This window comes from Sphingobacterium sp. UBA1897, assembly GCF_002337775.1.
Classification (GTDB): Bacteria; Bacteroidota; Bacteroidia; order Sphingobacteriales; family Sphingobacteriaceae; genus Sphingobacterium; species Sphingobacterium siyangense.
The window spans coordinates 32,755-58,128 of record NZ_DDGR01000040.1 but is presented as its reverse complement, the minus strand read 5'-3'; the positions used below and the strand labels follow the sequence as shown (position 1 = coordinate 58,128).

The following is a 25,374-nucleotide window of genomic DNA, read 5'->3' as shown; positions in this document are numbered from 1 at the left end:
GAAACAGTAGTTGAAAAAATTGATAGTCCTAAAAACAACATGTTTATCAAAAAACAGGGGCAACTTTTTACAAAAAAACTTGCAATAACAAAATAAATATGTATTATTACAAATAATAAGTTGATGCAGTAAAAAGCAATTTTGGAAGAGATTTGTAGCGGGGAGCAGAATCGAACTGCCGACCTTTGGGTTATGAATCCAACGCTCTAACCATCTGAGCTACCCCGCCATTTTGGGAATGCAAATATAGCTTATTTTTGATTTAAACAAACTAAAATTTAAAAAAACATTTTTATGGCAGATAAAATAAAATTCCAACTAGAATATATCATCAACTCTTCACCTAGAATTTTATTTCCGTATTTGCAAGAACCAAACGAATTGGCACAATGGTTTGCAGATGATGTAAACTATAAAGACACCGTTTATACTTTCATTTGGGATGATGAACCTCACCGAGCAAAAATTGTAGCATCGAGAGAAAATAAATCTGTACGCTTTAAATGGCTCGATGATGATCCCTATTATTTCGATCTGGAGATCGATCAAGACGAGCTAACAAATGATGTTGCTCTTAAAATAACAGATTACGCTAAAGAAGAAGACCTTGAAAATAGAAAGTTAATTTGGAAAAATTCAATAGTCTATCTTCAAAGTGTTATAGGTGCATAAAAAAGCCTATCTTTGCAATATATTTCCACTAAGAGCTCCAGCTGGAGCTCCTTAGTTGGAAGATGCCTTAATGTAAAGGCATCAATTTGCTTTGCGTCACGGATGAAAAAGGTTCATTTACTTATTCTTCAAGCTTTCATAAAACCATTTATTGTCACATTCTTTATTGTGATGTTTGTCTTATTGATGCTTTTCCTATTCAAGTACATTGATGATTTGATTGGAAAAGGATTTGAATGGTATACGATCATGGAGCTAATTGGATATCAATGCGTTGTTCAAATCCAAATGGCAATGCCTTTATCCATGCTCCTTTCCTCCATTATGACTTTCGGAAATCTGGGTGAAAGCTATGAATTAGTTGCGATCAAAGCTGCAGGCGTATCTTTACGTAAAGCGATGACCCCACTATTTATACTCGTTGCAATTTTCGCAACAAGTTCTTTTCTGTTCTCCGACTATATTCTCCCCGTAGTGAATCTAAAAATGGGTACGCTACTTACTGATGTACGTAATAAAAAGGCAGATTTCCTCATCAAACCCGGAATCTTTAACAACACCATCCCAGGTTACTCGATCCGCGCTAAAGGAAAAAATAAAGCGGGAACAATTCTCTATGACTTGATGATTTATGATCATCGTGGCGGTAACACAGCCAATAATGTACTTATGGCGAAAGAAGGGTATATCTATAACTCTCCTGACAACAATTATATGATCCTAAAACTTAAGGATGGTATCCGCTATGAGGAAGCACGGACTAAAAACTCCAAAACCTACGATCCACGTCAGCAATTTACGCGATTTAAGTTCAAGGAAACAGAGCAAAAGTTTGATATGGGAAGTTTTCAACAAGGTAAAACGGATGAAAATCTCTTCAAGAGCCACCACGCCATGTTAAACCTGAAACAGTTAGACATGTACATCGATTCCAACCATATTAAGATAGACAGTATGGGAAAAGCGATCGTCCGTACATTAGACACCCGATATAATATCTATTCGAAATATTTTAGTGCGAATCAACCTGGACAGCCAAAGGTCAAAGAAACTAAGATCAAACCTTTTAAAAATTTGCTTACCGATCTGGTTCCCCAAGAACAACGGGCACAGATCACCATGAATGCATTAAACCAATTGAATTATTTAAAGGAAGATCTGAATGGACGTACACTTGAGTTTAAAGATTACAAATCGAAAGATATACGCTATCGGATTGAATGGCATCGCAAGTTTACCCTAGCTGTCTCCTGTCTTTTACTATTTGCAATCGGAGCTCCACTAGGAGCCATTATCAGAAAAGGTGGACTTGGTCTTCCGGTCGTGATGGCCATCATTTTCTTTCTGATCTATCACATTATCTCCACAGTAGCAGAAAAAACAGCGAAAGATGGTGCCATATCATCAGCCGTAGGCATGTGGATGGCCATTATTGTCTTAACACCATTAGCCGCTTTTCTAACGTACAAGTCGACAACTGATTCTGCCTTATTTGATATTGATCAATATAAATTAAAAGTAGAAGCCGCTTGGAAGTGGATTAAGGAAAAGCTTGCAAAAAAGAATAAATTAAAAGAATCACATTAGATTGTGACAACGCTATTATAAATAAATTTAGATTCTACACTAACTTTGTACCAATTACAATATATCAATAAATGGATTTCAAATTAAACACGATCGAAGAAGCGATCGCTGATATACAGGCAGGAAAAGTAGTAATCGTCGTGGATGACGAAGATCGCGAAAATGAAGGAGACTTTGTCACTGCTGCCCGCAATGCAACTCCCGAAATCATCAACTTTATGGCGACTCACGGTCGTGGACTAGTATGTGCCCCAATTACTAAAGAAAGAGCAGATGCATTACACCTTGACTTAATGGTGGGACAGAATACAGCGGTATATGAAACGAACTTTACAGTTTCCATTGACTTACAGGGATATGGTTGTACAACCGGTATTTCTGCATCGGACCGTTCGAAAACAATTAAAGCAATGATCGATCCTAATATCCATTATGAAGAATTAGGTAGACCAGGACATATTTTCCCGCTCATAGCGAAAGATGGTGGTGTATTACGTCGTACAGGACACACTGAAGCTACAGTTGACCTCGCTCGATTAGCAGGATTTGAACCAGCAGGTGTATTGGTTGAGATTTTAAAAGAAGATGGTGAAATGGCCAGACTTCCGGAACTAATGGAAGTTGCTAAAAAATTTGATTTAAAGATCATTAGTATTGAAGATCTAATTGAATACCGTCTTAAGCACGACTCTTTAATCAATGAAGAAGTCACTGTTAATATGCCAACGCAATATGGTGATTTTAAAATGAAAGCCTTTACACAAAAAGACACTGGCGAACAACATTTAGCGCTTTACAAAGGCGAGTGGAATGAAGATGAACCTATTTTAGTACGGGTGCACAGCTCTTGTGTTACGGGTGATATTTTTGGTTCTTGCCGTTGTGACTGTGGCCCTCAATTGCACAAAGCAATGGAAATGATCCAGCAAGAGGGTAAAGGTGTTATTGTCTATATGAATCAAGAAGGTCGCGGTATTGGACTGATCAATAAGCTACATGCTTACAAATTACAAGAAAATGGTTTGGATACGGTAGACGCCAATGTACAGTTAGGGTTCAAGGCAGATTTAAGAGACTACGGTGTAGGAGCCCAGATTCTTAGAAACCTTGGTGTCACAAAAATGCGTCTTATGTCAAATAATCCGACAAAACGTGCTGGCCTAGTAGGTTATGGTCTTGAAATCATAGAAAATGTACCTATTGAAATAACGGCAAATCCCTTTAATGAAGAGTACTTAAAAACTAAAAGAGATCGTATGGGACATACAATCATGAAAAATCTATAAAAAGGAAGTAAAAAAGGCGGTATTTCTATTGGAAACACCGCCTTTTTTAACATAGAGAATTAAACCCCAATGATGATAAAATCGCTTCCATTTATGATCTTGTTATGGCAGTACTTTCAATAAATAGAAGTAACTTTATAATATGGAACAACAAGGGAGATATATCATCTTTTTCGATGGTGATTGCTTGATCTGTAATCACTTTGTTCAACTATTATTAAGGATCGATCGCAGAAAGAAATTCTTATTTAGTTCCTTGCAGTCTGAATTTGCCCGGACCGCGCTAACAAATATTCCCAAAAATACTGATTCCATCGTTTTCCTATCTCCAGCTGGTACCTATCTCAAAAGTGAAGCTATTTTAAAGATTTGTAAGCAATTGGGCTTCCCTTACATTACATGTTATTTACTAAAGATTTTACCACTTTCGTGGAGAGATGCGCTTTATGATTATTTTGCTAAAAACCGCTATCGATGGTTTGGAAAAAATGAATTTTGTACGATACCTTCAAAATCTGAGCGAGAAAGATTCATTTGAACAAACAGTAATCTTATTGAAGTGAAGTTTAGTTCAGAAATCTTCTAATTATACTTGTGACAATTAAATTTACATCGATGAAAAATACACTTTTAATTGACAGTGCCTATATCAATGGGAAATTTATCAAGTCAAAACACACATTTGATGTGGTAAATCCTGCAACAGGAAAAGTTATTGCTTCGTTGCCAGATTTAAAAGTAGTTGACTGTACTAAAGCCATAATGGATGCTGACAAGGCATGGAAAAGCTGGAAAAACACAACGGTACTGGAACGTTGCAACATCGTCCGCAAATGGTACGATCTTATTCAACACTATAAAGACGATCTTGCGGAAATCATGACCCTAGAAAGCGGCAAACCGCTAAGCGAATCGAGGGTAGAGGTTGACTACGGTAGTTCTTTCGTAGAATGGTTTTCAGAAGAAGGAAAAAGAGCCTATGGTGAAACCATACCTACCCATAAAAAAGGAAGTAGAATGATAACGATTAGGCAAGGTGTAGGTGTCGTAGCCGCAATTACACCCTGGAATTTTCCTTTAGCGATGATCACCCGAAAGGTTGCTCCAGCTTTGGTGGCTGGTTGTACCGTTGTGCTAAAACCGGCCTCCCAAACCCCATTTTCTGCTATAGCATTGGCTAAACTGGCTGAAGATGCAGGGATTCCGAAGGGTGTTTTTAACGTAATTACAGGAAAAGATAGTGTTGGTATCGGCAAAGAACTAGCTACAAACGACCTGATAAGAAAACTATCTTTCACAGGCTCTACCGAAGTCGGAAAAACACTCATAGAACAATCAGCCTCTAACATTAAAAAAGTATCTATGGAGCTCGGTGGTAATGCTCCCTTTTTGGTTTTTAACGATGCGGATATTGCTGCTGCTGTCGAAGGAGCCATTGCCGGAAAATTTAGAAACTCAGGGCAAACTTGCGTTTCCATCAATAGGTTTCTAATCCAAGAAGATGTCTATGATGAATTTTCGATGGAACTTAGCCATGCTGTCAGTAAATTGAAAGTAGGTAATGGACTTGACAAAGGCGTCCAGGTAGGCCCCTTAATCAATGCAAAAGGGCTTGAGAAAGTACAGCATCATGTACAAGATGCATTAAATCATGGTGCCGAATTGGCTACTGGAGGAAAGGTTATCAAAGATCTATTTTTCCAGCCAACTGTGCTGACCAACGTTCCGAAAGAAGCGCTTATATTCCGAGAGGAGACTTTTGGTCCGATTTGCGCCCTTTTCAGTTTCAAAACAGAAGAAGAGGGAATTGCAATGGCCAATACGACTGAATTTGGACTAGCCTCCTATTTTTATAGTACAAATATAAATCGCTGTTTTCGTGTTGCTGAACAGCTAGAGGCTGGCATGGTAGGTGTCAATACAGGCCTTATTTCAAATGCAGCAGCTCCTTTTGGTGGAGTAAAACAATCTGGTGTAGGTCGTGAAGGATCTAAATACGGTTTGGATGAATATATGGAATTAAAATATATCTGCTTTGGCGGTGAATAAAAAAGGAGCAAAATGCTCCTTTTATTTTTTCAAAAAATCCACTAGCTTTTCCCTTGTTGAACTGAACGATAAGGCGTCCCCTACTTTCTCATAATTCTGTTTATCCACACAGGTTGGATAAGCATATTTGGCAAAGGCCAGTTTATTATCATCTCGTATAAAAAGTTCCATTAAATCAACAATTTCACCAACACTTAGGCGCATACTTTTTAATTCCTGAGCAGCTACAGCAAGTCTATCCTGATCGTTTTCCTTCTGATTTAATAGATCGTTCAATCGATTGGAATTCGTCTTATTCATTACTCCGGCATCAGACAGATCATTATCTTCATTTTCAGCATATCCTCCTTGATTCGCTACACCGTTACGATAAACCTTAGCGTCTTCTGACTGCCTATATTGATCATTATTATATCCCCCACGATTATTGTTTGGCAAATCATCACGATCTTCCGATTGTCTGTATCGCTCATTACCTTGTTCATTACTATATCCATCCCGATTATTATACGGTAAATCCTCACGATAATTACCGTTGTTATACCGATCAACAGGATTCATGGATTCCAGGATAATCCCCCTATTTCCGCCTCTGCTACTGACAGAAAATACCACATTCATATACTGTCCATTTCTATTGACAAGTTGCACACCACTGCCATTCAATGTGCGTTGCTGTCTGTCAGCAAATACAATACGCAAATCATAACGACGACTCGTCAAATTGGATACCCTAATATCCGTGGAAGCCCTATTATTATACAAAACGTTGTTGATATAAAGAAAAAATGGGACATCTGTAGAATAGATGTTTAATGCCCCTCCAAAAGGTCTGTATCGCTGCGCAAACCCAGCCGTTGCGACAATAAGCAACGAGACCATAACCAAAATTTTCCTGTACATAATCCGATTCAATTTATAATCCTTCGACTACACAGAATAAAAAAGGATTAAGAAACCAAAGAATTTAACATTTTGTTATGCTTTCTTGTTCCGGTACTTCTTATAAAGTTTTACGGCCATCATTAAAGCAATGGATAAAATTAAGAGTCCCAAAACGCCAAATATCCAGTTCAGTGCCGATTTTAAGACAACAGTAAAAACAATAGCGAATAATAAAACTGTTGCGACTTCATTAAACAAACGGAGATTTGTTGAAGTTAATTTGGATTCTTGACGACTCAATTTGAACATAATCTTCTGGCAGGTAAAATGATAGATAATCATACCCAGAACGAATGTCAGTTTTACATGCATCCACCCCATGGATAATAAACCAGGGGAATAGCATAACATAACTAGTGCAGAAAAGACTGTGATGTACATCGCAGGAGTAGTAATAACCCACCACAGTAATTTTTCCATCTTACTGAATTCTTTATGCAAAACATCAAACGCTTCTTGACTCTTGTCCTTAGCTTCTGTATGATATATAAAGAGTCGAGGCATATAAAACAGACCTGACATCCAACAAATCACAAAGATAATATGAACTGCTTTTGCATATAAATAGACCATAGTTACAAAAGTAAGAAAAGTTAATAGCATTCAATACGTCCAAACATCAATTGCGCAAATCTTACATCCAATATACAAAAGTGCTATATCAACCGAAATAGATTAAATATAAGACAAACAAAAACGACCTGCGAAAGGCAAGTCGTTTTTGTTTTTGAAGTAGATAGCAAACTAATAGCTAAATTCTTTTACAACCTCAATGGCATATTTTACATTATCAAAAGGAATATCTGGCATGATACCATGTCCCAAGTTAAAGATAAAACCATTTTCACCTCTCATGCGCTCAAATAATTCGATAATCTTTTTCTTGATAACAGGTTTATCTGCATACAAAACAAATGGATCCAAATTTCCTTGAACAGCAATACCCTGTGGCAGAGATTGTTTAATATTTTTTAAATCTGCATTCCAATCGATAGAAACAACATCAGGTTGCGCTTCGACCATCATTGGTGCAAAAACAGAAGATCCTTTACAAAAGGAAATGACAGGAATATCCTTACGGTTCAACTTAGCGATAATCTGCTTATTATAATAATGCGAAAAATCACGGTAATCATTCCAGGATAAAGCCAGGGCCCAGCTATCAAATAATTGAATTGCATTTACTCCAGCTGCGATCTGCATGTTAAGATATTCAACCGTTACATCTGCGATCTTTTGAAGGATCATATGTGCCAACTCAGGCTGATTATTCAACATCAACTTCGTTAACTTAAAATCTTTTGAAGATCCACCTTCAACCAAATAACTTAAAATTGTAAATGGTGCTCCCGCGAAACCAATCAAAGGGATACGGCTGTCAAGACGTTGTTGAATGACCTTGATTGCATCAGCAACATACTGTAATTTATCCAAACAGTTGGTAGACAAATCTTCAGCATCCTTTACAGAACGAACAGGATTAGAAAAACGAGGCCCTACACCTTGTTCAAAGGACAAATCCCCTCCCATGGCTTCAGCTGTAACTAAAATATCAGAAAATAAAATAGCTGCATCAATGCCTAACAAATCTACCGGAAGCATAGTGACATCCGCAGCAATTTCTGGCGTTTTGCACATCTCCAAAAAGGAATATTTATTCTTGATATCCCAATATTCCTTCATAAAGCGTCCAGCTTGACGCATCATCCACACAGGAGGTCTTTCCGTTTGCTGCGAAAATGCAGCTTTAATCAATAAGTCGTTTTGTAAAGTAGTACTCACTATAAATGTTTTGAAATTTCGTTTTCTATTTTTGTAATAATGCTGTTCTGTCTAGCCGTCAGATGTAACTTATTGGCAACATCTGTATAAGCTCTCGCTCTTTCATAATCCAACTTTCGCAGCGCTATATTTGCCAGATTAATCATCACCATACCCTTTTCATTATCTTTTTTCCAAGGCAGACGTGAAGCTAGCTGAAAATGATATTCGGCCTCATCGACACGTTCCTCTTTAAGCGCAATATTTCCCATCATAAATTCATAGAAATTACGTCTGCCTTTACGAAGTGCGTCCGGATTCTTTATCTCAGCTAGCAAATTTTTTGTCTTTTCATAATCTTGCCTATGAAAAGCCTGCGTTGCCAAAAAAACGGACCCTTCTCTAAAATGACTCCAAATCAAGTAGCCTATTCCGCCTGCTATCAGTACAGCAGTTTGATAATGCCCTTGGTATAAGCCATAGCCCAAAAATAATGCAGCAATAAAAATAACGGCTATTCTTGCCCTGATTGTCATCATCTCTTTCTACCTATGCGTTATTGTCGGTAAACTTATAACCAACACCTCTGATAGAATGGAAATAAATCGGATGCTTTTGATCTGGTTCGAAATATTTCCGGAAGGTTAAGATAAAATTGTCGATGGTACGTGTAGATGGGTAAACATCGTAATTCCATACGGTCTCCAATATTTGTTCCCGGGATACGGCCTCATTGCGTCGTTCAATCAACAGTTTCAACAGCATGGTTTCCTTCTTTGTCAACGAAGTGATCGTGCCATCTGCATGATGTAGCTCATACGAATTAAAATAGATCGTTTTATCACCAATTTGATAAGAATTTAGTTCTTTCAAATCGTCTGGTTTCATGCCACGACGCACCAAATTTCCAACACGAAGAATCAATTCTTCTAAGTTGAAAGGTTTTACCAGATAATCATCCGCCCCTTTCTTAAGACCCGTAATTCGATCCTCACTGCTATTTTTCGCAGTTAAAAACATGATAGGAACCTCAGTGTTTTGCAGTCGAATAGTTTCAGCCACTTGGAATCCATCAATTTCGGGAATCATCACATCCAAAACCACCAAGTTGAAACGTTCCTCCTTGAAGACTTTTAGTGCTTTTTTTCCATCGGTAGCCGTAGTAACACGGTAGCCTTCCATTTCGAGATTCAACTTGATAGCTTCTAACAAGTGTTCTTCATCTTCGACAAGTAATATTCTTTGTTTACTTTGCATTTTTTTCAAATGTTACTTCAAAAATACTCCCTTTAGGAGTGTTATCTTTAACTTTTATGGTCGCGTCGTGCTTCTGCAATACGGTTTTCACGATATATAACCCCAAACCTGTGCCTTTGGTTTTTCGTGTTGCCTCACTTCCCACGCGATAAAACTTATTAAAGATAAGTTTTTTCTCTTCATCACTGATACCGATACCATGGTCAGCAACAGAAAAAATTATTTTATTATTCTCCGTATATAATTTCACATCCACCATAGCACATGCCGGCGAATACTTAATTGCATTTTCTATCAGATTAGTAACCACATTACTAATAGCAAACTTATCTGCATGAATAATGATATCCGCTTCCAAATAAGGTTTCAAAACTTGTGAACTACAGGAATTCTTCTGAAGCCTATCTACAACCTGTTCTACCAAAGCAGTAAAATTAAAATCCTCCTTCGGCATACTGTAATTTCGGCTGTCCAACTTGGTTGTCATCAATACATTTTCCACCAGATCATCCAAACGCTCGATATCCTTCAGCGAGTTTCTCAAGAACGTTTGTTGTTGCTCTTTGTCAAGATCACGCCTCAAAATAGTTTGAATATACAATTTGACGGAAGCCAATGGCGATTTAAGTTCATGCGTAATAGCCAAAAGAAAGTTCTGTTGTTGTTGAAGCAGTTTCTGCTCCCTCTCAACCAGCCGCTTCAACCGCCATGCACCCCACAAGAAAATAATCAAGAAGAATATTCCCTCTCCTATGATCATGTTCTTTTTACTCGGATCAAAACGGATAAACATCACCCCCCACCATATCAGTTGCATAACCGCATAGAACAATAGAAAATAAAAGAGTAACAGCGCTTTCTTCATGTGACAAAAATAGGTATTCACCCATGTATTCGGAAATATCGGAAGGATTATGACACAAAGAAGAAAATTAACCGATTCGCAATAAGACTAAAATCAACAAACAGTCATATAAACCATCGGAAACCCGATATCGATAAAAGTGACCTTTAATTTCATCACTAGATAACCTAACTGACTTGGAATTTCAGGTTAATTTGTTTTAATTTTGCATATGTTTAATCACGAGAAAAAAGACATTTTCTTCGACCTAGATCATACCATATGGGATTTTGATAAAAATGCCGAAGAAAGTCTGCACGAGCTATATTTTAAATACAAGTTTGATCACTTGTTTAATCAAGAGTCATCCACTCGTTTTATAGAAACTTATACAGTTAACAATCATCGACTTTGGGGACTCTATCATCACGGAAAGATTTCAAAACCAGAACTCAGGAAAGCTCGCTTTGCAGATACCTTTACCGAGCTCGGTGTGGATCCAGAGTTGTTTCCTGAAGAATTCGAACTGGAGTATCTCGCTATCTGTCCAAAAAAAACAAACCTGTTTCCCCATGCACATGAAACCTTGGCTTATTTGGGTGACAGATACAATCTTCACCTGATATCTAATGGTTTTAAAGAGGCCTGTGAGACCAAACTGGAAAAGAGCAACCTAAACAAATACTTCAAACATATTTTTATTTCAGAAGTCATCGGTGTGAATAAACCGGATCCCCGAATATTTGAGTTTGCTATGACGACTGCTCAAGCGCAAGCCCAGCAATCACTGATGATCGGAGATAACCTTGACGCCGACATCCGTGGAGCCGTAAATGTAGGCATGGACGCCATTTTCTTTAACCCAAATGTTATTGAAAAACCAGACGATGTATCACATATGATTATCGACTTGAAAGAATTACAATCGATACTATAGAAAATAGAAAAAGCAGCTTAAAGCTGCTTTTTCTATTTTAGAACCTTAACGGTAATATTCTTAAACCATACATCATTTCCATGATCCTGAAGACCGATAAGCCCCGATTTGCTATCGCCACCAACATGGCTCAACAATTCAAAAGCCAAAGGCCATTTTTCCTCACTGAATTTACTTTTTTGCAATAAATCAATCCAGGACTTATCCCATAATGTATATTCAACAACCTTTACACCATTTTGAAAATGCTCTACCTTGCCATTGTTTACTCTGATCTTAACTTTATTCCACTCGCCATACGGTTTACCATTCTGAGGCTTAGCAGGGATCATATCGTACAATGATGTCGATTTACGGTTTCCATCTACACCCATTTTAGCATCAGGATGGTTCTCATTGTCCAAAACCTGACATTCTGGAGACGAGATATAAATCGGTTGTCCTTCCACTTCCTTCGCTAAAAAGAAGATACCTGAATTTGCTCCTTTAGCAACTTTCCATTCCATCTCTAATTCGAAATTCTTGAAATCATGAGCAAAGACCAAGTCACCACCTTCTTCTTTACCAACATTGGCTTGACTATCAAATTTGATCGCTCCCTCATTAATTACCCATCTTTTTGGCACTACTGTCTTATCATATCCTCTCCAGCCTTCCATGGAAGTACCATCAAAAATAACATAGGCCCCAGCTTTATTCTTTTTAAATTTCTTGATATCTACACGGGGTAAATCTAAGATTTTGTAAGCAGGAACCTCTTTTTTTGCTTGCGCTACGGCAGTATTAAGATGTGCTGAAAAAGCAATCACCGATACCGCAAGAACTGTTTTTAATAACTTCATTCTTTTTAGTTTTAGGTTTGTTTTAAAATTAAATTTAAGCATTTGAGTGTATAAAGAGGAATATTTTTTAATATTCCTCTCCGCCACCCATTTCATTTGTATTCGACACTTTTTTCTTTGATTTGTTTAAATCTTGGCTACCAAACCGATAGGAAAGTGATAAGGTTACCATCCTCTTCATCCAACGGTGCTCAAAATCTGATATAAGTTGAGCAGTCTCCGTCACACCATTCATTTTTCGCGAATTAAATACATCTCTCACATTCAACATAATTGAAGCTTTCTTCTTGAACACATCTTTTTTTAAGGCTAGATCCATACCTTTCATGGCATTCATCTGCCCCTGAGCCATTACACGCGAAGAATTATACTCGCTTCTCATTTGAGCAGAAAACGTTGGTGTAAAACGATAATTAGCGGTCAGATTAGCATTATAAGCGAAATCCTTTCGTTCTTTAATATCGTAGTCCGGGTTTGCATTATACTGAATGTGGATCAAATTGAGATTAAATGTAAAGTCAAAATCCTTCGTTGCGTTGACTTTTGAAATAAACTCAAAACCCGAAAGATTACGACTGGTCATATTCTCCCATCTACTGTATGTTCTTCCATCCTCTATCTTGTAAACAAATGGCTGAATAACCTCACTTGCGTGATTGAAATAGGCAGAAGATATGAGGTTTACTTTACCAAAGGTTTTGGCAAAGCTCATTTCCAAACTGTGTACATCTTCCGGTTTCAGATTCGGATTTCCCTGACGATAATTCAAATCATCGGATACGTTTAAAAATGGGTTAACTTGCCAACCACGAGCCCGTTGAACACGGCGCGAGTAGCTAAATTGAACTTTATCCCCATTTTCACCAACATCGTAGGTTAAAAACAGTGTTGGATATAACCTGAAAAATTTCTGTTTAGCATTGGATTCCGTTTCCACTGCAGCTGGATCCTTGGAGAAATAGGTGGACTTGAGTTCAAATTGCTCTCCCCGGAGTCCAATTTGATAGCCAATTTTATCTGTTAATTTATTTTGATAATTCGCATAAATCGCATGGACAGTACTCGTAAAATCAAAATCGTTGCTGATTCTATAATCCGGCACATAATTACCTAAAGAATCGAGTGATCTGGAAAATTGTGTATCAAATGACTTTCTGATTTGAGACCTGTAGCCTGCCTCGAATTTGCTTACCTCGGAGAAAGGTAAAACATAATCCAATTGAAGATTGATATTCTTACCATCCTCAGACGTAACATTCTTCCGTGAGGTGGCCTTCCGCCCATCGGTGTAATTTTGAGAAAAATCATTTGTACCATCTTCCTTATCTCTCCCATAACTTGCATTCCCCGTCAACTCCTCTCCTTCTCGCTTAAATTGATGTCTAAAATCGGCGTTTAATTCATAACCAAGATCATCTTCAAATTGTGTTGAATTTCGAACACTCGTTCCTGTCATCTGCGATTGCTTAAAGAACTCGTAATTCAAGTCTTCTATTCGCTTGTTATCACGTATACTTAAATTACCCGAAAAACTCAATGAAGTACGGTCTGACATATTATAATCAAACCCAGCTTTTACCGTATGGCTATTGCCCTTTCTTGACGATTCGGATTCGCTATAATTACGCGTGCTATCCCCAAAAAACCTGTTGTCCGTTTTCCCACTTCCCAACATGTTTCGTTTATTGAAGTTATAGGATCCGAAGTAATTGAATTTCCGATCACGATAATTCAATGTTATACCAGCCATATAATTATCATAAGAACCAGCGGATGTATTTATCGATCCGTTCAGCCCTGTTCGAATATTTTTCTTTAAAACGATATTGATAATCCCAGTTTGGCCCTCTGCATCATATTTAGAGGATGGATTTGTGATGACTTCAACTTTTTCAATTGAATTGGCAGGTAGACTCTGAAGCAAAGAAGTTACATCATTTCCTGCTAAGGCAGACTCCCGTCCGTCGATTAAAATCTTCACACTACTTGATCCACGCAAACTGACCGATCCATCCTGATCAACTTGCAAAGTGGGGACATTCGCAAGCACATCGGTCGCTGTTCCACCCGCGCTGACCAAACTCTCGCCAACATTGAAGGTTTTACGGTCTATACCAATTTGCATGGCAGGAGCTCTTCCTTCAATAACAACTTCGTTCAACATATTACCTGTAGATTTCAAAGCAATTCGACCTAAGTCCTTGCTTTTACTTCCTAAGACCTCTATACTATCAATGGTTTGTGTCTCGTAGCCAACATAAGTAATACGGACATTATATTTACCAGGTTTAATATCAGACAACAAAAGGAATCCTTGGGATACAGACTGTCCCCCCTTAACAAAGACGTTACTATAGGCGTCCAAGAGCGCGACACTAGCCGATGAAATAGGTTTAGAAGTTTCGCTATCGACTAAAATAGCTTTGATTTGACCTGTTTGAGCAAAAAGAACAACAGGTAAAAAGAATACAAATAAGAAAGATTTAAACGATTTAGCGTAAAAAAACATGCTTCAGCTTAGTTTATAAGTTATAGTGCAAAGAAAACTAAAACTTACAGACAAAATTGAAGCGTAACCATATTATTACGGTAACAAAAGAATAGCAAATTACTCCACAGAAACAGTCAATCCCTCGGCTTTCAGAATTTTACGATAGATCTCCATCTCCGTATAAGTACCCTCCAGTACAGCACATTTTCCCTCAGTATGTACTTTCCAGGCAATCTTCTCAGCTTGCTTCTCGGTATATTGTAAATGATAGATGAGACAATGAATCACATGTTCAAACGTATTGGTTTCATCATTCCACAAAATGAGGCGATTAGACTCTTTCACAGAGGCTAATATCTCTTCTAACGTAAAGGTTTCTTCAGCAGTTTGGGTACCCATGCTGCAAAAATAGAATATTTTTTTCTAAATTAACGATAATATAAAAGGGAAGAATACAATCAATTAGAGGAATTTATTATGTTACAGTCAAAAATTGCAGGAATTGGCTATTACGTCCCAAAAAACGTATATACCAATAATGACCTAACACGCTTTATGGATACCAGTGACGAATGGATTCAAGAACGAACTGGCATTAAAGAACGTAGATATGCAGACCGAATAGGCGAAACCACCACCACTATGGGGGTCGAAGCAGCTAAAATTGCCATCGAACGAGCCCATATTACACCTGAAGATGTCGACTTCATCATCTTTGCCACCTTATCGCCAGATTATTATTTCCCGGGCTGCGCCGTTCTACTGCAACGGGAAATGAAGATGAAGGAGATCGGGGCACTGGATATTAGAAACCAATGTTCTGGTTTTATATATGCGCTTTCTATTGCCGATCAATTTGTCAAAACAGGGATGTACAAAAATGTGCTAGTGGTTGGTTCGGAGAAACACTCTTTTGCGCTTGACTTTTCTACGAGAGGACGAGCCGTTTCCGTGATTTTCGGAGATGGTGCCGGAGCAGTAGTTGTGCAGCCTACAACCGAAAATGGCAAAGGAATCCTGAGCACGCACTTACATTCAGATGGAGCCGAAGCCGAAAAGCTAGCGATGTATTACCCCGGAGCTTCCAGTGGAATTTGGTTAGATAAAATGCCCAATTGGCCGGATCAGGAATTGGGCGGATTATTAATGACCAAAGAGATGCTCGAAGATGGAACTGCGTTTCCAAATATGGATGGCCAGGCCGTCTTCAAAAAAGCTGTTGTCAAATTTCCGGAGGTCATTCATGAAGCGCTGGCAAAAAATAATTTAAAAACCAGTGATATCGATTTAATGATTCCACACCAGGCCAATCTTCGCATTTCGCAATTTGTACAGAAAACTCTTGGATTAAGGGAAGATCAGGTATTCAACAATATTCAGAAATATGGGAATACCACTGCGGCTTCTGTACCGATAGCACTATGCGAGGCTTGGGAAGAAGGAAAGATTAAAGACGGTGATCTCGTATGTTTGGCAGCTTTTGGAGCAGGATTTACCTGGGGTTCAGCCTTAATTCGATGGTAGATAATAGCGTATATAGAAAAAGGGCTGATCATGTGTGATTAGCCCTTTTTCTATATATTTCGGAATAAAAAAATTATCCGTTTGATAATGCTGCTGCACCAGATACGATCTCCGTCAATTCTGTTGTAATTGCAGCTTGACGTGCCTGGTTGTAAGATAGCTTAAGTGATTTGATTAAGTCACCAGCATTCTCTGTAGCTTTATCCATTGCCGTCATACGTGCTCCATGTTCAGAGGCATTCGAATCTAAAACAGCTTTGTATAATTGAATCTTGATTGCTTTAGGAATCAACTCCTCGATAATCTTCTCTTTGGAAGGCTCGATGATATAATCCACCTCAGCTTCTATTTTTGCTTTATGCGTATGTTGTTTGTTTTCCTCCGCAGGTAATAATGGTAAAATCTGCTCTGCAGTCAACTCTTGAACTGCTGCATTTTTGAACTGATTATAGATCACTTCAACACGATCAAAATTACCTTCTTTGAATTGTTCCATGATAAATTCAGTCACCACAGATACAGAACCAAAATTTAAATCAGAAAACAAATCAGAGTGATTAGCTACCATATTGAAGTTACGTTTCGAGTAGAAGTCATAACCCTTTTTACCAATACCAATGATACTCAAATTACCCTTTGCATGTTGCTCAGCATATTTGTTAAAGATCAAGTTATTAGTCGCTTTGATAACATTTGCGTTGAATGCTCCAGCCAAACCTCTGTTAGAAGAAACAACAACGATCAACACCTTATTTGGCTCGCGGTCTACTGTAAAAGGAGAGTTACTTCCCTCAACACTCGCAGAAACATCCGCCAAAATATCTCTTAGTTTATTCGCATATGGGCGCAATTGTAAGATAGCGTTAGTAGCGCGCTTCAATTTAGCAGCCGAAACCATTTTCATAGCTTTCGTGATCTGCTGTGTTGATGATACCGAGGTAATCCGGTTTCTTACTTCTTTTAAATTTGCCATATTTGTTTTAAGTATTAAGTACCTAGTATTGAGTATCGAGCCTTGTCGATAGACTCAATACCAAATACTCATTACTATTAATATTTTGATGCTAAATCCTTAGCTACTGTTTCTAATACTGCAGTTAATTCATCGGAGAACTTATTCGCTTTAAAAGCTGACAATACTTCTGGATGACGTTGTTCCAATTGAGTCAAGAATTCTTCTTCAAATTCTCTCACTTTATTTACAGGAACATTACGCAATAAACCTTTAGTTCCAATATAAATGATCGCCACTTGCTTCTCAACAGAAACCGGAGAGTATTGACCTTGTTTCAAGATCTCAACGTTACGAACACCTTTATCCAAGACAGATTTAGTAGCAGCATCTAGATCAGAACCGAATTTCGCAAAAGCTTCCAATTCACGGTACTGAGCTTGATCCAACTTTAATGTACCGGATACCTTTTTCATCGGTTTGATCTGCGCATTACCACCTACACGAGATACAGAGATACCTACGTTGATCGCTGGACGGATACCTGCGTTAAACAAGTTAGACTCCAAGAAGATCTGACCATCTGTAATTGAAATTACGTTGGTTGGGATATACGCTGAAACGTCACCAGCTTGGGTTTCAATGATCGGAAGCGCAGTTAATGAACCACCACCTTTCACCAAGTGTTTGATCGATTCAGGTAGATCATTCATGTTGCGTGCGATATCATCTGAAGAGTTGATTTTCGCTGCACGCTCCAACAAACGGCTGTGTAGATAAAATACGTCACCTGGGTATGCTTCGCGGCCCGGTGGACGACGTAACAATAATGAAACCTCACGGTAAGCTACCGCTTGTTTAGACAAATCATCATAAACGATCAATGCTGGACGGCCTGTATCACGGAAAAACTCTCCGATAGCAGCACCTGCCATTGGCGCATAGAACTGAAGTGGAGCAGGATCAGCAGCAGATGCAGCAACAACTACTGTATAAGCCATAGCACCTCTTTCCTCCAATGTACGCACGATATTCGCAACTGTAGAATTCTTTTGACCTACGGCAACGTAGATACAAAATACAGGTTCTCCTGCATCATAGAATTCTTTTTGGTTCAAGATTGTATCGATACAAACAGCTGTTTTACCTGTTTGACGGTCACCAATAACCAACTCACGTTGACCACGACCAACTGGAATCATCGCATCGATCGCTTTGATACCTGTTTGTAATGGCTCAGTTACCGGTTGACGGTAGATAACACCTGGAGCTTTACGCTCGATAGGCATTTCATACAAATCACCTTGAATAGGTCCTTTACCATCGATTGGTTGACCTAAAGTATTTACAACACGTCCCAACAAGCCTTCACCAACTTTGATGGATGCAATACGGTTGGTACGTTTAATAGTATCTCCTTCTTTGATCTCATCAGAAGGACCTAAAAGTACAACACCAACGTTGTCTTCTTCTAAGTTTAATACAATACCTTGTAATCCGTTATCAAATTCAACCAACTCACCGGACTGAACTTTAGTTAAGCCGTAAATACGAGCAATACCGTCACCCACAGCAAGTACGGTACCCACTTCCTCTAGTTCGGCTTCTGATTTAAAGCCCGACAATTGCTCTCTTAGAATTGCCGAAACTTCATCTGGTCTTACCTCTATCATTTTAATTATTATAAGGGGTTTTTTGATTTATTTTACTTCAAGTATCAGAACAAATTAATTATTCTGATTCAAATATCTTTCCAATTTATTCAACTTACCAGCAATACTTGCATCAATTTGGCGATCGCCGATATTGACTACAAATCCACCGATCAAACTATGATCAACTTTATTGATCAATATCACTTGAGCGTTGGTTTCTTTCGCAAGTACATCTTTCATCGCTGCCAAATTAGCTTCAGAAAGCGGCGCTGCAGATGTAACTGTAGCTTTCACAATTCCTTTTACCTCGTTGTACTCACGAATAAATTCTTGAGCAGTGGCATAAACAATCTCGCCACGACCTTTATTGATCATGATCTTAAAGAATGCCAAGATATTTGGATTGATCTTATCTTTAAATAGCGCATCCAATATGTTTTTCTTCTTGTCCAAAGGAACAATAGGATTGGCAAAAACAGCTTGCAATTCTGTACTGGATTTCAAAACAGCAATGAATGAATCCATATCCGCCTTGATTGTTTCCAGTGAGCCTTGCTCGCTAGCCAAGTCGATTAATGACTTAGCGTATCTTGATGCTACTTTAAATACTGACATAATTCTATTTCGTAATTTGAGTGACCGGATTAGTTCAATTTAACGTCATTAAGCAAATCTGCTACTAAAGCTTCTTGCTTTCCTTGGTCCTCAAATTCTTTGTTTAACACTTTACGAGCAATATCCAAAGACAAAGAAGAGACCTGAGACTTAACCTCAGCCAAAGCTTTATTCTTTTGTTCGTTGATCTCGATTTTTGCTTGTGCAATCAATTTTGCACCTTCAGCCTGTGCCTGAGTTTTTGCCTCGGCTACAATCTTATCTTTAAGTTCTTTTGCTTCCTTAAGGATAACATCGCGTTCTGCGCGAGCTTCTTTTAGTAATTGTTCGTTCTCATTTGTTAAACGAGCCATTTCTAATTTAGCTTTTTCAGCAGCCTCCAAAGCACTTGCAATACCTTTTTCACGTTCGTCTAGGGCATCAACAATTGGTTTCCATGCGAATTTACCTAATAAAAAGATAATAACCACAAGGACGATGACCATCCAAAAAAACAAACCGTACGAAAACGAATGTATTAATTTATCCATTGTTATACTATATAATGATAATTCTTATTTTTTAAGATTCAGGAATAATATAACCTGCAACCAACCGTTGCAGGTTATACCATAAAACCGTTGTGACTATTTACCTAATAATAAAGCACCGAATGCTAAACCTTCAAGTAAGGCACCAATGATAATCATTGCAGTTTGGATTTTAGATGCTGCTTCTGGTTGACGAGCGATAGCTTCCATTGCAGAACCACCAATTTTACCTAAACCTAAACCTGCACCGATAACGATTAAACCGGCTCCAATTAAATTGTACATAATGTATGATTTGAATAATTAAAAAATTTACTAATTAATGATCGTGATGTTCTTCAACAGCCATACCGATAAATAAGGATGACAACATCGTAAAAATAAATGCTTGTAAGAATGCTACCAATAATTCGATAACCATCAAGAAGATTGTCAAGAACATGGAAACACCGATACTACCCACTACTGTCAATTGGTGTTGCAATAAATAAACAATTGCAATCAGTCCCATTACGACCGTGTGACCAGCTGTAATATTTGCAAACAAACGTACCATCAAAGAGAATGGTTTTGTAAACAATCCCAATACCTCAATTGGCGCTAAAACAAATTTAAATGGAACCGGAACTCCTGGCATCCAAAAAATATGCTTCCAGTAGTTTGCGTTTGCTTTGATATTCACAATTAAGAATGTAAAAAGAGCCAAACATAAAGTTACTGTAATGTTTCCTGTAACGTTAAACCCTAGTGGTGTCAAACCAACCAAGTTTAAAATCCAGATCAAAAAGAATACAGACAATAAATAAGGCATGAATTCCTTGTAACGATGACCAATGTTTGGAATAGCCATCTCATCACGTACATAGATAACCAAAGGCTCCAATACACGTCCAACACCTTTAGGTAAATTGTTAGCACCTTTTTTATATGTTTTAGCCAAACTAATAAATGCCCAAAACATTAAAAATGCAGCCAAAAACAAACCAACAACACTTTTAGTGATCGAAAAATCTAAAGGCATCGCTACAGATGGATGAAAATCGACAGCATCATGAATTTCATGAGAACCAATCACATAGGAAGTTTCAAATTCCTTTTTCTCTTCTTTTCCATCTTCATTTATAGTCATAACATAGCTACCATCAGCATTTTTACGATACTCATGACCAGTCAAATTACCAGTAGCATCAGTCTTATAAATTTTCCCGTGATACAATGCATAATATTGACCGTCAACCTCAGCAACTTTATTACCGTGATCGAATGCCGAAGCCATAAAAACTTTCAAGCCATTATCGATCAAAATTACCGGCAATGAAAAACCATAATGTTTACCTGTCTCTTCATCCGAAAAGAAGCTAAAATAATAATCATCTTGTAAGTGATGCTCAATATGGCTATTGATTTCCTCAGCCTGCGATTTTTCTCCGTGTGCATCCTCATTCGCCTTTGTTAAAAATGGCGCAACTGCAAACAGAATAACTGCTAAAAATTGAAGTGTTCTTTTAAGACTCACGATACTACTATTATGTTATTTAAAATTTTTTGCGAAAATACTATATATAAAGCACAAAAGCTACTTTAATATTACATTTTTTTGAAAAAACTATCGTTTTCTCCCTTAGGATTTGTTTAAAGCCTTGTAAGCAAATATAACATCGTAAAAAAGGAATAAAACGACAACGATCAAATAGTTATATTTTAAAATATCAGCCTGCGGTTTTGCCAACCCATTATGGATATATACATAATTTAGGACAAACTTTAAAGTCAATAATCCCAAGAAAACAAAACCAACATATTGCGGAAATTTCTGCGAACAGTAACTTATCCCCACCATGATGATCACGGATAATATCAGTTGAAAAATATAAATTTCATACAATGGAAAATGTAGATCTTCCAGGGAATGTATACCATCAAAAGACTTTAACAAAAAGAAATGAACGGCAAAAATTAATACCGCAACAAAAAATAAAATAAGGGCCTGCTTTATATATACTATCATCTATCGTTTAATCGATTCACTTGTCTAATGACTTGATATAGAGAAATTCCAATCCCTCCAAGGGTACAGATCTTCATCCATAGTTGGTTCTCAGCATGAAACTTACCGTCCAGCCAATCCCCTAATAAATAAAATGCGTAAATGGTAAAAACCATCTGGGTTGAAATAGTCGTCAGCACAAGCCACTTGTTAGGATCTTTCTTGTTTTCCATAAGCAATCTTAAGGTTATCAATGGGCTTTCAACAAACTATATCACACAATTTGTTACAAATATACGCTATAAATTTTTATTGCCTACAATCCCAAAACTTTTTGTCCAATTTTAATATCCGGATAATCAATATCTGCCCCCAAAAGCATTTTAAGTTCTGAAGAGGATTTATCCGGATTTGCACGTATCACACCAAGAATACGATCCAACTTCTCCTGCTCGATCAACTCTGTTGCTTCCACTTCCGTACCAACAAAGTTAATTAAATGCCCATATATCGTACCAGCGACCATCCCGCGCTTAACCGCTATATCAGCAATGCTCATCCCATCCTTAAACATTTCTAAGGAAATCTCCTTTGTATCCAACTTCTTAGGCCCCTCTTCATCTGCATTTTGTGCAGCCAATTCGTCTTTTTCTTTGGTCTTCACACTGGCAGCAACATCGAGCATCGCTGTTTGAAAATCTTCCCGTTTGGAAAGCGTATCAGCAATAAGCAGACAATGTTGCAACTGCTCACGTTTTCGCTTGTAATCAAGCAACAATGCTTTTAACTCGTCAATATATTTCTTCGTACGTTTTCGTATCTGGTACTCTTCGATATGTTTGGTTAAAGCCTCAATCAGATCTACATCCATTTTCGGTAAAAACCAATTGACCGCAGCGGTAGAACGTTCACAGATTACATCATAATCGATCGCGCTTTTATCTCGCAACAAATCATACAGTACAACAATAAACTTATGTGCAACTTTCTCTTGGGTCTGAAGGTGCTTGACCAATTGTTGAAAAAATAGTACTGCTTGTTCCTTTCCATCAATATTACGCTCCTCAAGTGATTTCAGTAACTCAGAAGTTTCGGCCAATAGACCGTCCCAACGGAAACCATGCATTAAAATCTGGCCAAGATAATTCCGCTGGCATTGCTCCAAAATCTCATTTACATCAGCCTGTCCCTGAGCACGCTGCGCAAATTCGACAACTTGGTAATCTGTACGGATAGCATAAGAAGGGATGATCGATTTTAATACAAGCCCATCTAAACTCGTTAAACGGCTCAATGCAACGTACACCTGTCCCGCGGCAAAAGAGGTCCCTGCGTCGATGATTGCTTTTTGAAAAGTTAAGCCCTGGCTTTTATGAATGGTGATAGCCCAGGCCAGTCGAAGTGGAAATTGCGAAAATGTACCCAATATCTCCTCCTTAATCTGATCTTGCCCCTTATCGTAATTATACCGAATATTCTCCCAGGTCTCCCTTTTTACCGTTACAGATTCCGATCCATCAGGAAATGTAACCGTTACTGTGCCCTGCACCGTATCGATGTCCTTTACCGTACCAATCTTTCCATTGTAATATTTACGTTCATCTCCCGAATCGTTTCGAATAAACATCACCTGTGCCCCTATCTTTAAGGATAACGTTTCCTCAGCAGGGTAGGAACCCTGCGCAAAATCATCTTTGACAACAGCCTTAAGATTTAACATTTTACCTGATAATGAGGCCAACTTGGCTCCGTTTATTTCATCAGCATTTCGATTATGGGAGGTCAATGTAATATACTGTTCCGCCTCATTTGGAACAAAGTCCTGCTGATAGTAACCATTTAAGGTCGTGAGCATATCACTGGTACACTGATTGTTTCGTATGGCATTCAATATGGAAATAAAACCCTCATCTTGCTGACGATAGATTTTATTAAGCTCTAACATCACCAACGGATTATCCCTTAAAATTTTAGCGTTAAAGAAGAAAACAGAAGAATAATGATCCCGTAAAACATTCCATTCGGCATCTTTCACTACTGGTGGCAACTGATATAAATCTCCAATAAACAATACTTGTAAACCACCAAAAGGTCGCATATCGCGACGAACAGATTGCAGAATCACATTAATCGCATCCAATGTATCTGCACGGACCATTGAAACCTCATCAATCACCAAAAGCTCAAGTTCCTGCAAGATAGCCCTGCGCTGCTTGGTCAGTTTAATCGTGCTGAATAAACGTGATTTATTGTAAATATGACTATCCTGCTCGTCCCAACGTAACTCATAATCTTCAATAAAGGTCCCAAAAGGAAGCCAAAATAAAGAATGTAAAGTGGTTCCGCCCGCATTCATCGCAGCGACGCCCGTGGGTGCCGTAATAGCCATCTTCTTGTAGCTATGCTCACGGATATACTTCAAGAACGTCGTTTTTCCTGTACCAGCCTTTCCTGTTATAAATATGTTTTGGTTCGTTTGGTTAACAAAAGCAACAGCCTGCATAAATGCAGTATTTTCCCGATCGACTTGAAAGTTTGACATATCCTGAAATTAGATTGATCACAAAATTAGCAATTTCATTTTTAACTTCACGCGACATATTATAGCTAGGGATATCCAAAACAGCTCCATTATAACGTATTTAGATAAAGCTAAAACGGTTAACTTAAAATATTAATGGATTTTTTTTATATTTAGCAACTGAATTAACGAATAACAAATTTTTAGAATTTTTAATATGGCTATAGATAAAATCGCATTGTTTGAAAAAGTACAGGAAATGCTGACATCCAAAGGTTTTCGTATTGATAAATCAGATGCTGCACGCCCTTGGGGAGGATTTTTCGTTATCGACGAATCCCAAGCACAAGAATTTGCCGATGAATACTTCGGCGGAATGGATGTACAAGAATTAAGAATCTCAGGGAAATTAAGTCCAAAAATTTTAATTGTTGCACCAGAGAAAAGACTTTCATGGCAATATCACCACCGTCGTGCCGAAATCTGGCGTGTTATCCAAGGTAACGTAGGCGTTATGGTTTCTGACACAGATGAAGAATCGGTTGTTTCAACATTGAAAGAAGGCGAAACGATTAGATTGCGTCAAGGGCAACGTCACCGTTTAATTGGATTGGATGGCTTCGGTATTTTAGCCGAGATATGGCAGCACACAGATGCCAACAATCCTTCTGATGAAGACGATATTGTTCGCGTACAAGATGATTTTGGCAGATAATAGTCCCACAAGACCGTTACCGCCCAAACAAAGATTCCCAATCAACAATTGGGAATCTTTGTTTTTACCCCAAACATAAAGTGCCATAGCAACCGATTCACTCTCCCTACTTTGCATTTCATCGCTTTTATCCAAGCTCCTATCACCCCCATGTCCATTTCGGGTATTCCATAGCGCAATTCATTAGAAGAGAATATTAATTTT

Annotated in this window: 26 protein-coding genes and 1 tRNA gene; 8 read left to right on the top strand and 19 right to left on the bottom strand. The window is 38.1% G+C overall.

The window, feature by feature from the left end; all coding sequences use genetic code 11:
- Positions 1 to 155: 155 nt before the first annotated feature.
- A tRNA-Met gene (locus B4N43_RS24455) sits at positions 156 to 229 on the bottom strand.
- Between the two features lie 65 nt (positions 230 to 294).
- Between B4N43_RS24455 and B4N43_RS24450 the strand changes: the two genes are divergently transcribed.
- The 5 genes from B4N43_RS24450 to B4N43_RS24435 all read left to right on the top strand — a co-directional run bounded on the left by B4N43_RS24450 (position 295) and on the right by B4N43_RS24435 (position 5,594).
- Positions 295 to 672 carry an START-like domain-containing protein gene (locus tag B4N43_RS24450; RefSeq protein ID WP_046671984.1) on the top strand — a complete coding sequence of 126 codons (378 nt, stop codon included), beginning with the start codon at positions 295 to 297 and terminating at the stop codon, positions 670 to 672.
- 102 nt (positions 673 to 774) lie between these two features.
- A complete protein-coding gene (locus B4N43_RS24445; RefSeq protein ID WP_145327958.1) occupies positions 775 to 2,259 on the top strand; it encodes an LptF/LptG family permease in 1,485 nt (494 codons plus the stop codon).
- A gap of 71 nt (positions 2,260 to 2,330) precedes the next feature.
- Positions 2,331 to 3,545 carry a bifunctional 3,4-dihydroxy-2-butanone-4-phosphate synthase/GTP cyclohydrolase II gene (locus tag B4N43_RS24440; protein ID WP_145327957.1) on the top strand — a complete coding sequence of 405 codons (1,215 nt, stop codon included), beginning with the start codon at positions 2,331 to 2,333 and terminating at the stop codon, positions 3,543 to 3,545.
- A gap of 142 nt (positions 3,546 to 3,687) precedes the next feature.
- Positions 3,688 to 4,083 (top strand): thiol-disulfide oxidoreductase DCC family protein, encoded by a 396-nt coding sequence (locus B4N43_RS25630; RefSeq protein ID WP_075994159.1) that lies wholly within the window; start codon positions 3,688 to 3,690, stop codon positions 4,081 to 4,083.
- A gap of 77 nt (positions 4,084 to 4,160) precedes the next feature.
- Positions 4,161 to 5,594 (top strand): NAD-dependent succinate-semialdehyde dehydrogenase, encoded by a 1,434-nt coding sequence (locus B4N43_RS24435; RefSeq protein WP_286736789.1) that lies wholly within the window; start codon positions 4,161 to 4,163, stop codon positions 5,592 to 5,594.
- 21 nt (positions 5,595 to 5,615) lie between these two features.
- Here the strand turns inward: B4N43_RS24435 and B4N43_RS24430 are convergent, their stop codons facing one another.
- The 6 genes from B4N43_RS24430 to B4N43_RS24405 all read right to left on the bottom strand — a co-directional run bounded on the left by B4N43_RS24430 (position 5,616) and on the right by B4N43_RS24405 (position 10,422).
- Positions 5,616 to 6,497, bottom strand: a complete 882-nt coding sequence (locus tag B4N43_RS24430) for a DUF4476 domain-containing protein (protein WP_286736787.1) — start codon at positions 6,495 to 6,497, stop codon at positions 5,616 to 5,618.
- Between the two features lie 75 nt (positions 6,498 to 6,572).
- Positions 6,573 to 7,112, bottom strand: a complete 540-nt coding sequence (locus B4N43_RS24425; RefSeq protein ID WP_075994977.1) for a CopD family protein — start codon at positions 7,110 to 7,112, stop codon at positions 6,573 to 6,575.
- 171 nt (positions 7,113 to 7,283) lie between these two features.
- On the bottom strand, positions 7,284 to 8,321 hold the full coding sequence (gene hemE, locus B4N43_RS24420) for a uroporphyrinogen decarboxylase (protein WP_088162929.1): 1,038 nt from the start codon (positions 8,319 to 8,321) through the stop codon (positions 7,284 to 7,286).
- Positions 8,321 to 8,839, bottom strand: coding sequence for a hypothetical protein (locus B4N43_RS24415; RefSeq protein WP_231585185.1), 519 nt, complete (start codon positions 8,837 to 8,839; stop codon positions 8,321 to 8,323). Before B4N43_RS24415 ends, hemE begins: the two co-directional genes overlap by 1 nt.
- 10 nt (positions 8,840 to 8,849) lie before the next feature.
- Entirely contained in the window at positions 8,850 to 9,557 is a 708-nt protein-coding gene (locus B4N43_RS24410) for a response regulator transcription factor (protein WP_070563139.1), read from the bottom strand.
- Positions 9,547 to 10,422: a sensor histidine kinase gene (locus B4N43_RS24405; protein WP_286736784.1), complete on the bottom strand. Its 876-nt coding sequence runs from the start codon at positions 10,420 to 10,422 to the stop codon at positions 9,547 to 9,549. Before B4N43_RS24405 ends, B4N43_RS24410 begins: the two co-directional genes overlap by 11 nt.
- 211 nt (positions 10,423 to 10,633) lie before the next feature.
- Between B4N43_RS24405 and B4N43_RS24400 the strand changes: the two genes are divergently transcribed.
- Positions 10,634 to 11,338 carry a YjjG family noncanonical pyrimidine nucleotidase gene (locus tag B4N43_RS24400; RefSeq protein WP_075994164.1) on the top strand — a complete coding sequence of 235 codons (705 nt, stop codon included), beginning with the start codon at positions 10,634 to 10,636 and terminating at the stop codon, positions 11,336 to 11,338.
- 32 nt (positions 11,339 to 11,370) lie between these two features.
- Here B4N43_RS24400 and B4N43_RS24395 read toward each other — a convergent pair whose 3' ends face one another.
- The 3 genes from B4N43_RS24395 to B4N43_RS24385 form a co-directional block, all read right to left on the bottom strand.
- Positions 11,371 to 12,180 carry a 3-keto-disaccharide hydrolase gene (locus B4N43_RS24395; protein ID WP_083663849.1) on the bottom strand — a complete coding sequence of 270 codons (810 nt, stop codon included), beginning with the start codon at positions 12,178 to 12,180 and terminating at the stop codon, positions 11,371 to 11,373.
- Positions 12,181 to 12,247: 67 nt separating this feature from the next.
- Complete coding sequence (locus tag B4N43_RS24390) at positions 12,248 to 14,689, bottom strand: TonB-dependent receptor domain-containing protein (RefSeq protein WP_286736781.1); 2,442 nt, start codon at positions 14,687 to 14,689, stop codon at positions 12,248 to 12,250.
- A 99-nt stretch (positions 14,690 to 14,788) separates the two neighbouring features.
- Entirely contained in the window at positions 14,789 to 15,070 is a 282-nt protein-coding gene (locus tag B4N43_RS24385; RefSeq protein ID WP_046671971.1) for an ATP-dependent Clp protease adaptor ClpS, read from the bottom strand.
- A 78-nt stretch (positions 15,071 to 15,148) separates the two neighbouring features.
- Here B4N43_RS24385 and B4N43_RS24380 point away from each other — a divergent pair, with 78 nt between their 5' ends.
- On the top strand, positions 15,149 to 16,195 hold the full coding sequence (locus B4N43_RS24380) for a 3-oxoacyl-ACP synthase III family protein (RefSeq protein ID WP_286736779.1): 1,047 nt from the start codon (positions 15,149 to 15,151) through the stop codon (positions 16,193 to 16,195).
- A 73-nt stretch (positions 16,196 to 16,268) separates the two neighbouring features.
- Here the strand turns inward: B4N43_RS24380 and atpG are convergent, their stop codons facing one another.
- The 9 genes from atpG to B4N43_RS24340 form a co-directional block, all read right to left on the bottom strand.
- Complete coding sequence (gene atpG, locus B4N43_RS24375; protein ID WP_088162934.1) at positions 16,269 to 17,168, bottom strand: ATP synthase F1 subunit gamma; 900 nt, start codon at positions 17,166 to 17,168, stop codon at positions 16,269 to 16,271.
- Positions 17,169 to 17,245: 77 nt separating this feature from the next.
- Positions 17,246 to 18,820: a F0F1 ATP synthase subunit alpha gene (atpA, locus tag B4N43_RS24370; protein ID WP_075994168.1), complete on the bottom strand. Its 1,575-nt coding sequence runs from the start codon at positions 18,818 to 18,820 to the stop codon at positions 17,246 to 17,248.
- A gap of 54 nt (positions 18,821 to 18,874) precedes the next feature.
- A complete protein-coding gene (gene atpH, locus B4N43_RS24365) occupies positions 18,875 to 19,417 on the bottom strand; it encodes an ATP synthase F1 subunit delta (protein ID WP_075994169.1) in 543 nt (180 codons plus the stop codon).
- Between the two features lie 29 nt (positions 19,418 to 19,446).
- Positions 19,447 to 19,947 carry a F0F1 ATP synthase subunit B gene (locus B4N43_RS24360; protein WP_046671966.1) on the bottom strand — a complete coding sequence of 167 codons (501 nt, stop codon included), beginning with the start codon at positions 19,945 to 19,947 and terminating at the stop codon, positions 19,447 to 19,449.
- A gap of 96 nt (positions 19,948 to 20,043) precedes the next feature.
- The gene (gene atpE, locus B4N43_RS24355; RefSeq protein WP_021188666.1) at positions 20,044 to 20,232 is read right to left on the bottom strand and encodes an ATP synthase F0 subunit C; all 189 of its coding nucleotides are present in this window, start codon (positions 20,230 to 20,232) and stop codon (positions 20,044 to 20,046) included.
- Between the two features lie 34 nt (positions 20,233 to 20,266).
- Positions 20,267 to 21,463, bottom strand: coding sequence for a F0F1 ATP synthase subunit A (gene atpB / locus B4N43_RS24350; protein ID WP_227550270.1), 1,197 nt, complete (start codon positions 21,461 to 21,463; stop codon positions 20,267 to 20,269).
- Between the two features lie 105 nt (positions 21,464 to 21,568).
- Entirely contained in the window at positions 21,569 to 21,955 is a 387-nt protein-coding gene (locus tag B4N43_RS24345) for a hypothetical protein (protein WP_075994171.1), read from the bottom strand.
- On the bottom strand, positions 21,952 to 22,167 hold the full coding sequence (locus B4N43_RS25625; protein WP_075994172.1) for an AtpZ/AtpI family protein: 216 nt from the start codon (positions 22,165 to 22,167) through the stop codon (positions 21,952 to 21,954). Before B4N43_RS25625 ends, B4N43_RS24345 begins: the two co-directional genes overlap by 4 nt.
- Positions 22,168 to 22,250: 83 nt before the next feature.
- Positions 22,251 to 24,476, bottom strand: a complete 2,226-nt coding sequence (locus tag B4N43_RS24340) for a helix-turn-helix domain-containing protein (RefSeq protein ID WP_286736777.1) — start codon at positions 24,474 to 24,476, stop codon at positions 22,251 to 22,253.
- A 196-nt stretch (positions 24,477 to 24,672) separates the two neighbouring features.
- Here B4N43_RS24340 and B4N43_RS24335 point away from each other — a divergent pair, with 196 nt between their 5' ends.
- Positions 24,673 to 25,170: a cupin domain-containing protein gene (locus B4N43_RS24335; protein WP_046671961.1), complete on the top strand. Its 498-nt coding sequence runs from the start codon at positions 24,673 to 24,675 to the stop codon at positions 25,168 to 25,170.
- Positions 25,171 to 25,374 lie beyond the last annotated feature (204 nt).

Bases quoted from the DNA above. Each gene is read 5' to 3' on its own strand.
- B4N43_RS24405 (WP_286736784.1), bottom strand. From the start codon at position 10,422: ATGAAGAAAGCGCTGTTACTCTTTTATTTTCTATTGTTCTATGCGGTT.
- atpG (WP_088162934.1), bottom strand. From the start codon at position 17,168: ATGGCAAATTTAAAAGAAGTAAGAAACCGGATTACCTCGGTATCATCA.
- B4N43_RS25630 (WP_075994159.1), top strand. From the start codon at position 3,688: ATGGAACAACAAGGGAGATATATCATCTTTTTCGATGGTGATTGCTTG.
- B4N43_RS25625 (WP_075994172.1), bottom strand. From the start codon at position 22,167: ATGGAAAACAAGAAAGATCCTAACAAGTGGCTTGTGCTGACGACTATT.
- B4N43_RS24360 (WP_046671966.1), bottom strand. From the start codon at position 19,947: ATGGATAAATTAATACATTCGTTTTCGTACGGTTTGTTTTTTTGGATG.
- B4N43_RS24400 (WP_075994164.1), top strand. From the start codon at position 10,634: ATGTTTAATCACGAGAAAAAAGACATTTTCTTCGACCTAGATCATACC.
- atpA (WP_075994168.1), bottom strand. From the start codon at position 18,820: ATGATAGAGGTAAGACCAGATGAAGTTTCGGCAATTCTAAGAGAGCAA.
- B4N43_RS24450 (WP_046671984.1), top strand. From the start codon at position 295: ATGGCAGATAAAATAAAATTCCAACTAGAATATATCATCAACTCTTCA.
- B4N43_RS24435 (WP_286736789.1), top strand. From the start codon at position 4,161: ATGAAAAATACACTTTTAATTGACAGTGCCTATATCAATGGGAAATTT.
- B4N43_RS24390 (WP_286736781.1), bottom strand. From the start codon at position 14,689: ATGTTTTTTTACGCTAAATCGTTTAAATCTTTCTTATTTGTATTCTTT.
- B4N43_RS24445 (WP_145327958.1), top strand. From the start codon at position 775: ATGAAAAAGGTTCATTTACTTATTCTTCAAGCTTTCATAAAACCATTT.
- B4N43_RS24440 (WP_145327957.1), top strand. From the start codon at position 2,331: ATGGATTTCAAATTAAACACGATCGAAGAAGCGATCGCTGATATACAG.
- B4N43_RS24425 (WP_075994977.1), bottom strand. From the start codon at position 7,112: ATGGTCTATTTATATGCAAAAGCAGTTCATATTATCTTTGTGATTTGT.
- B4N43_RS24335 (WP_046671961.1), top strand. From the start codon at position 24,673: ATGGCTATAGATAAAATCGCATTGTTTGAAAAAGTACAGGAAATGCTG.
- B4N43_RS24380 (WP_286736779.1), top strand. From the start codon at position 15,149: ATGTTACAGTCAAAAATTGCAGGAATTGGCTATTACGTCCCAAAAAAC.
- B4N43_RS24385 (WP_046671971.1), bottom strand. From the start codon at position 15,070: ATGGGTACCCAAACTGCTGAAGAAACCTTTACGTTAGAAGAGATATTA.
- B4N43_RS24430 (WP_286736787.1), bottom strand. From the start codon at position 6,497: ATGTACAGGAAAATTTTGGTTATGGTCTCGTTGCTTATTGTCGCAACG.
- atpE (WP_021188666.1), bottom strand. From the start codon at position 20,232: ATGTACAATTTAATTGGAGCCGGTTTAATCGTTATCGGTGCAGGTTTA.
- B4N43_RS24410 (WP_070563139.1), bottom strand. From the start codon at position 9,557: ATGCAAAGTAAACAAAGAATATTACTTGTCGAAGATGAAGAACACTTG.
- B4N43_RS24395 (WP_083663849.1), bottom strand. From the start codon at position 12,180: ATGAAGTTATTAAAAACAGTTCTTGCGGTATCGGTGATTGCTTTTTCA.
- B4N43_RS24340 (WP_286736777.1), bottom strand. From the start codon at position 24,476: ATGTCAAACTTTCAAGTCGATCGGGAAAATACTGCATTTATGCAGGCT.
- B4N43_RS24345 (WP_075994171.1), bottom strand. From the start codon at position 21,955: ATGATAGTATATATAAAGCAGGCCCTTATTTTATTTTTTGTTGCGGTA.
- B4N43_RS24415 (WP_231585185.1), bottom strand. From the start codon at position 8,839: ATGATGACAATCAGGGCAAGAATAGCCGTTATTTTTATTGCTGCATTA.
- atpH (WP_075994169.1), bottom strand. From the start codon at position 19,417: ATGTCAGTATTTAAAGTAGCATCAAGATACGCTAAGTCATTAATCGAC.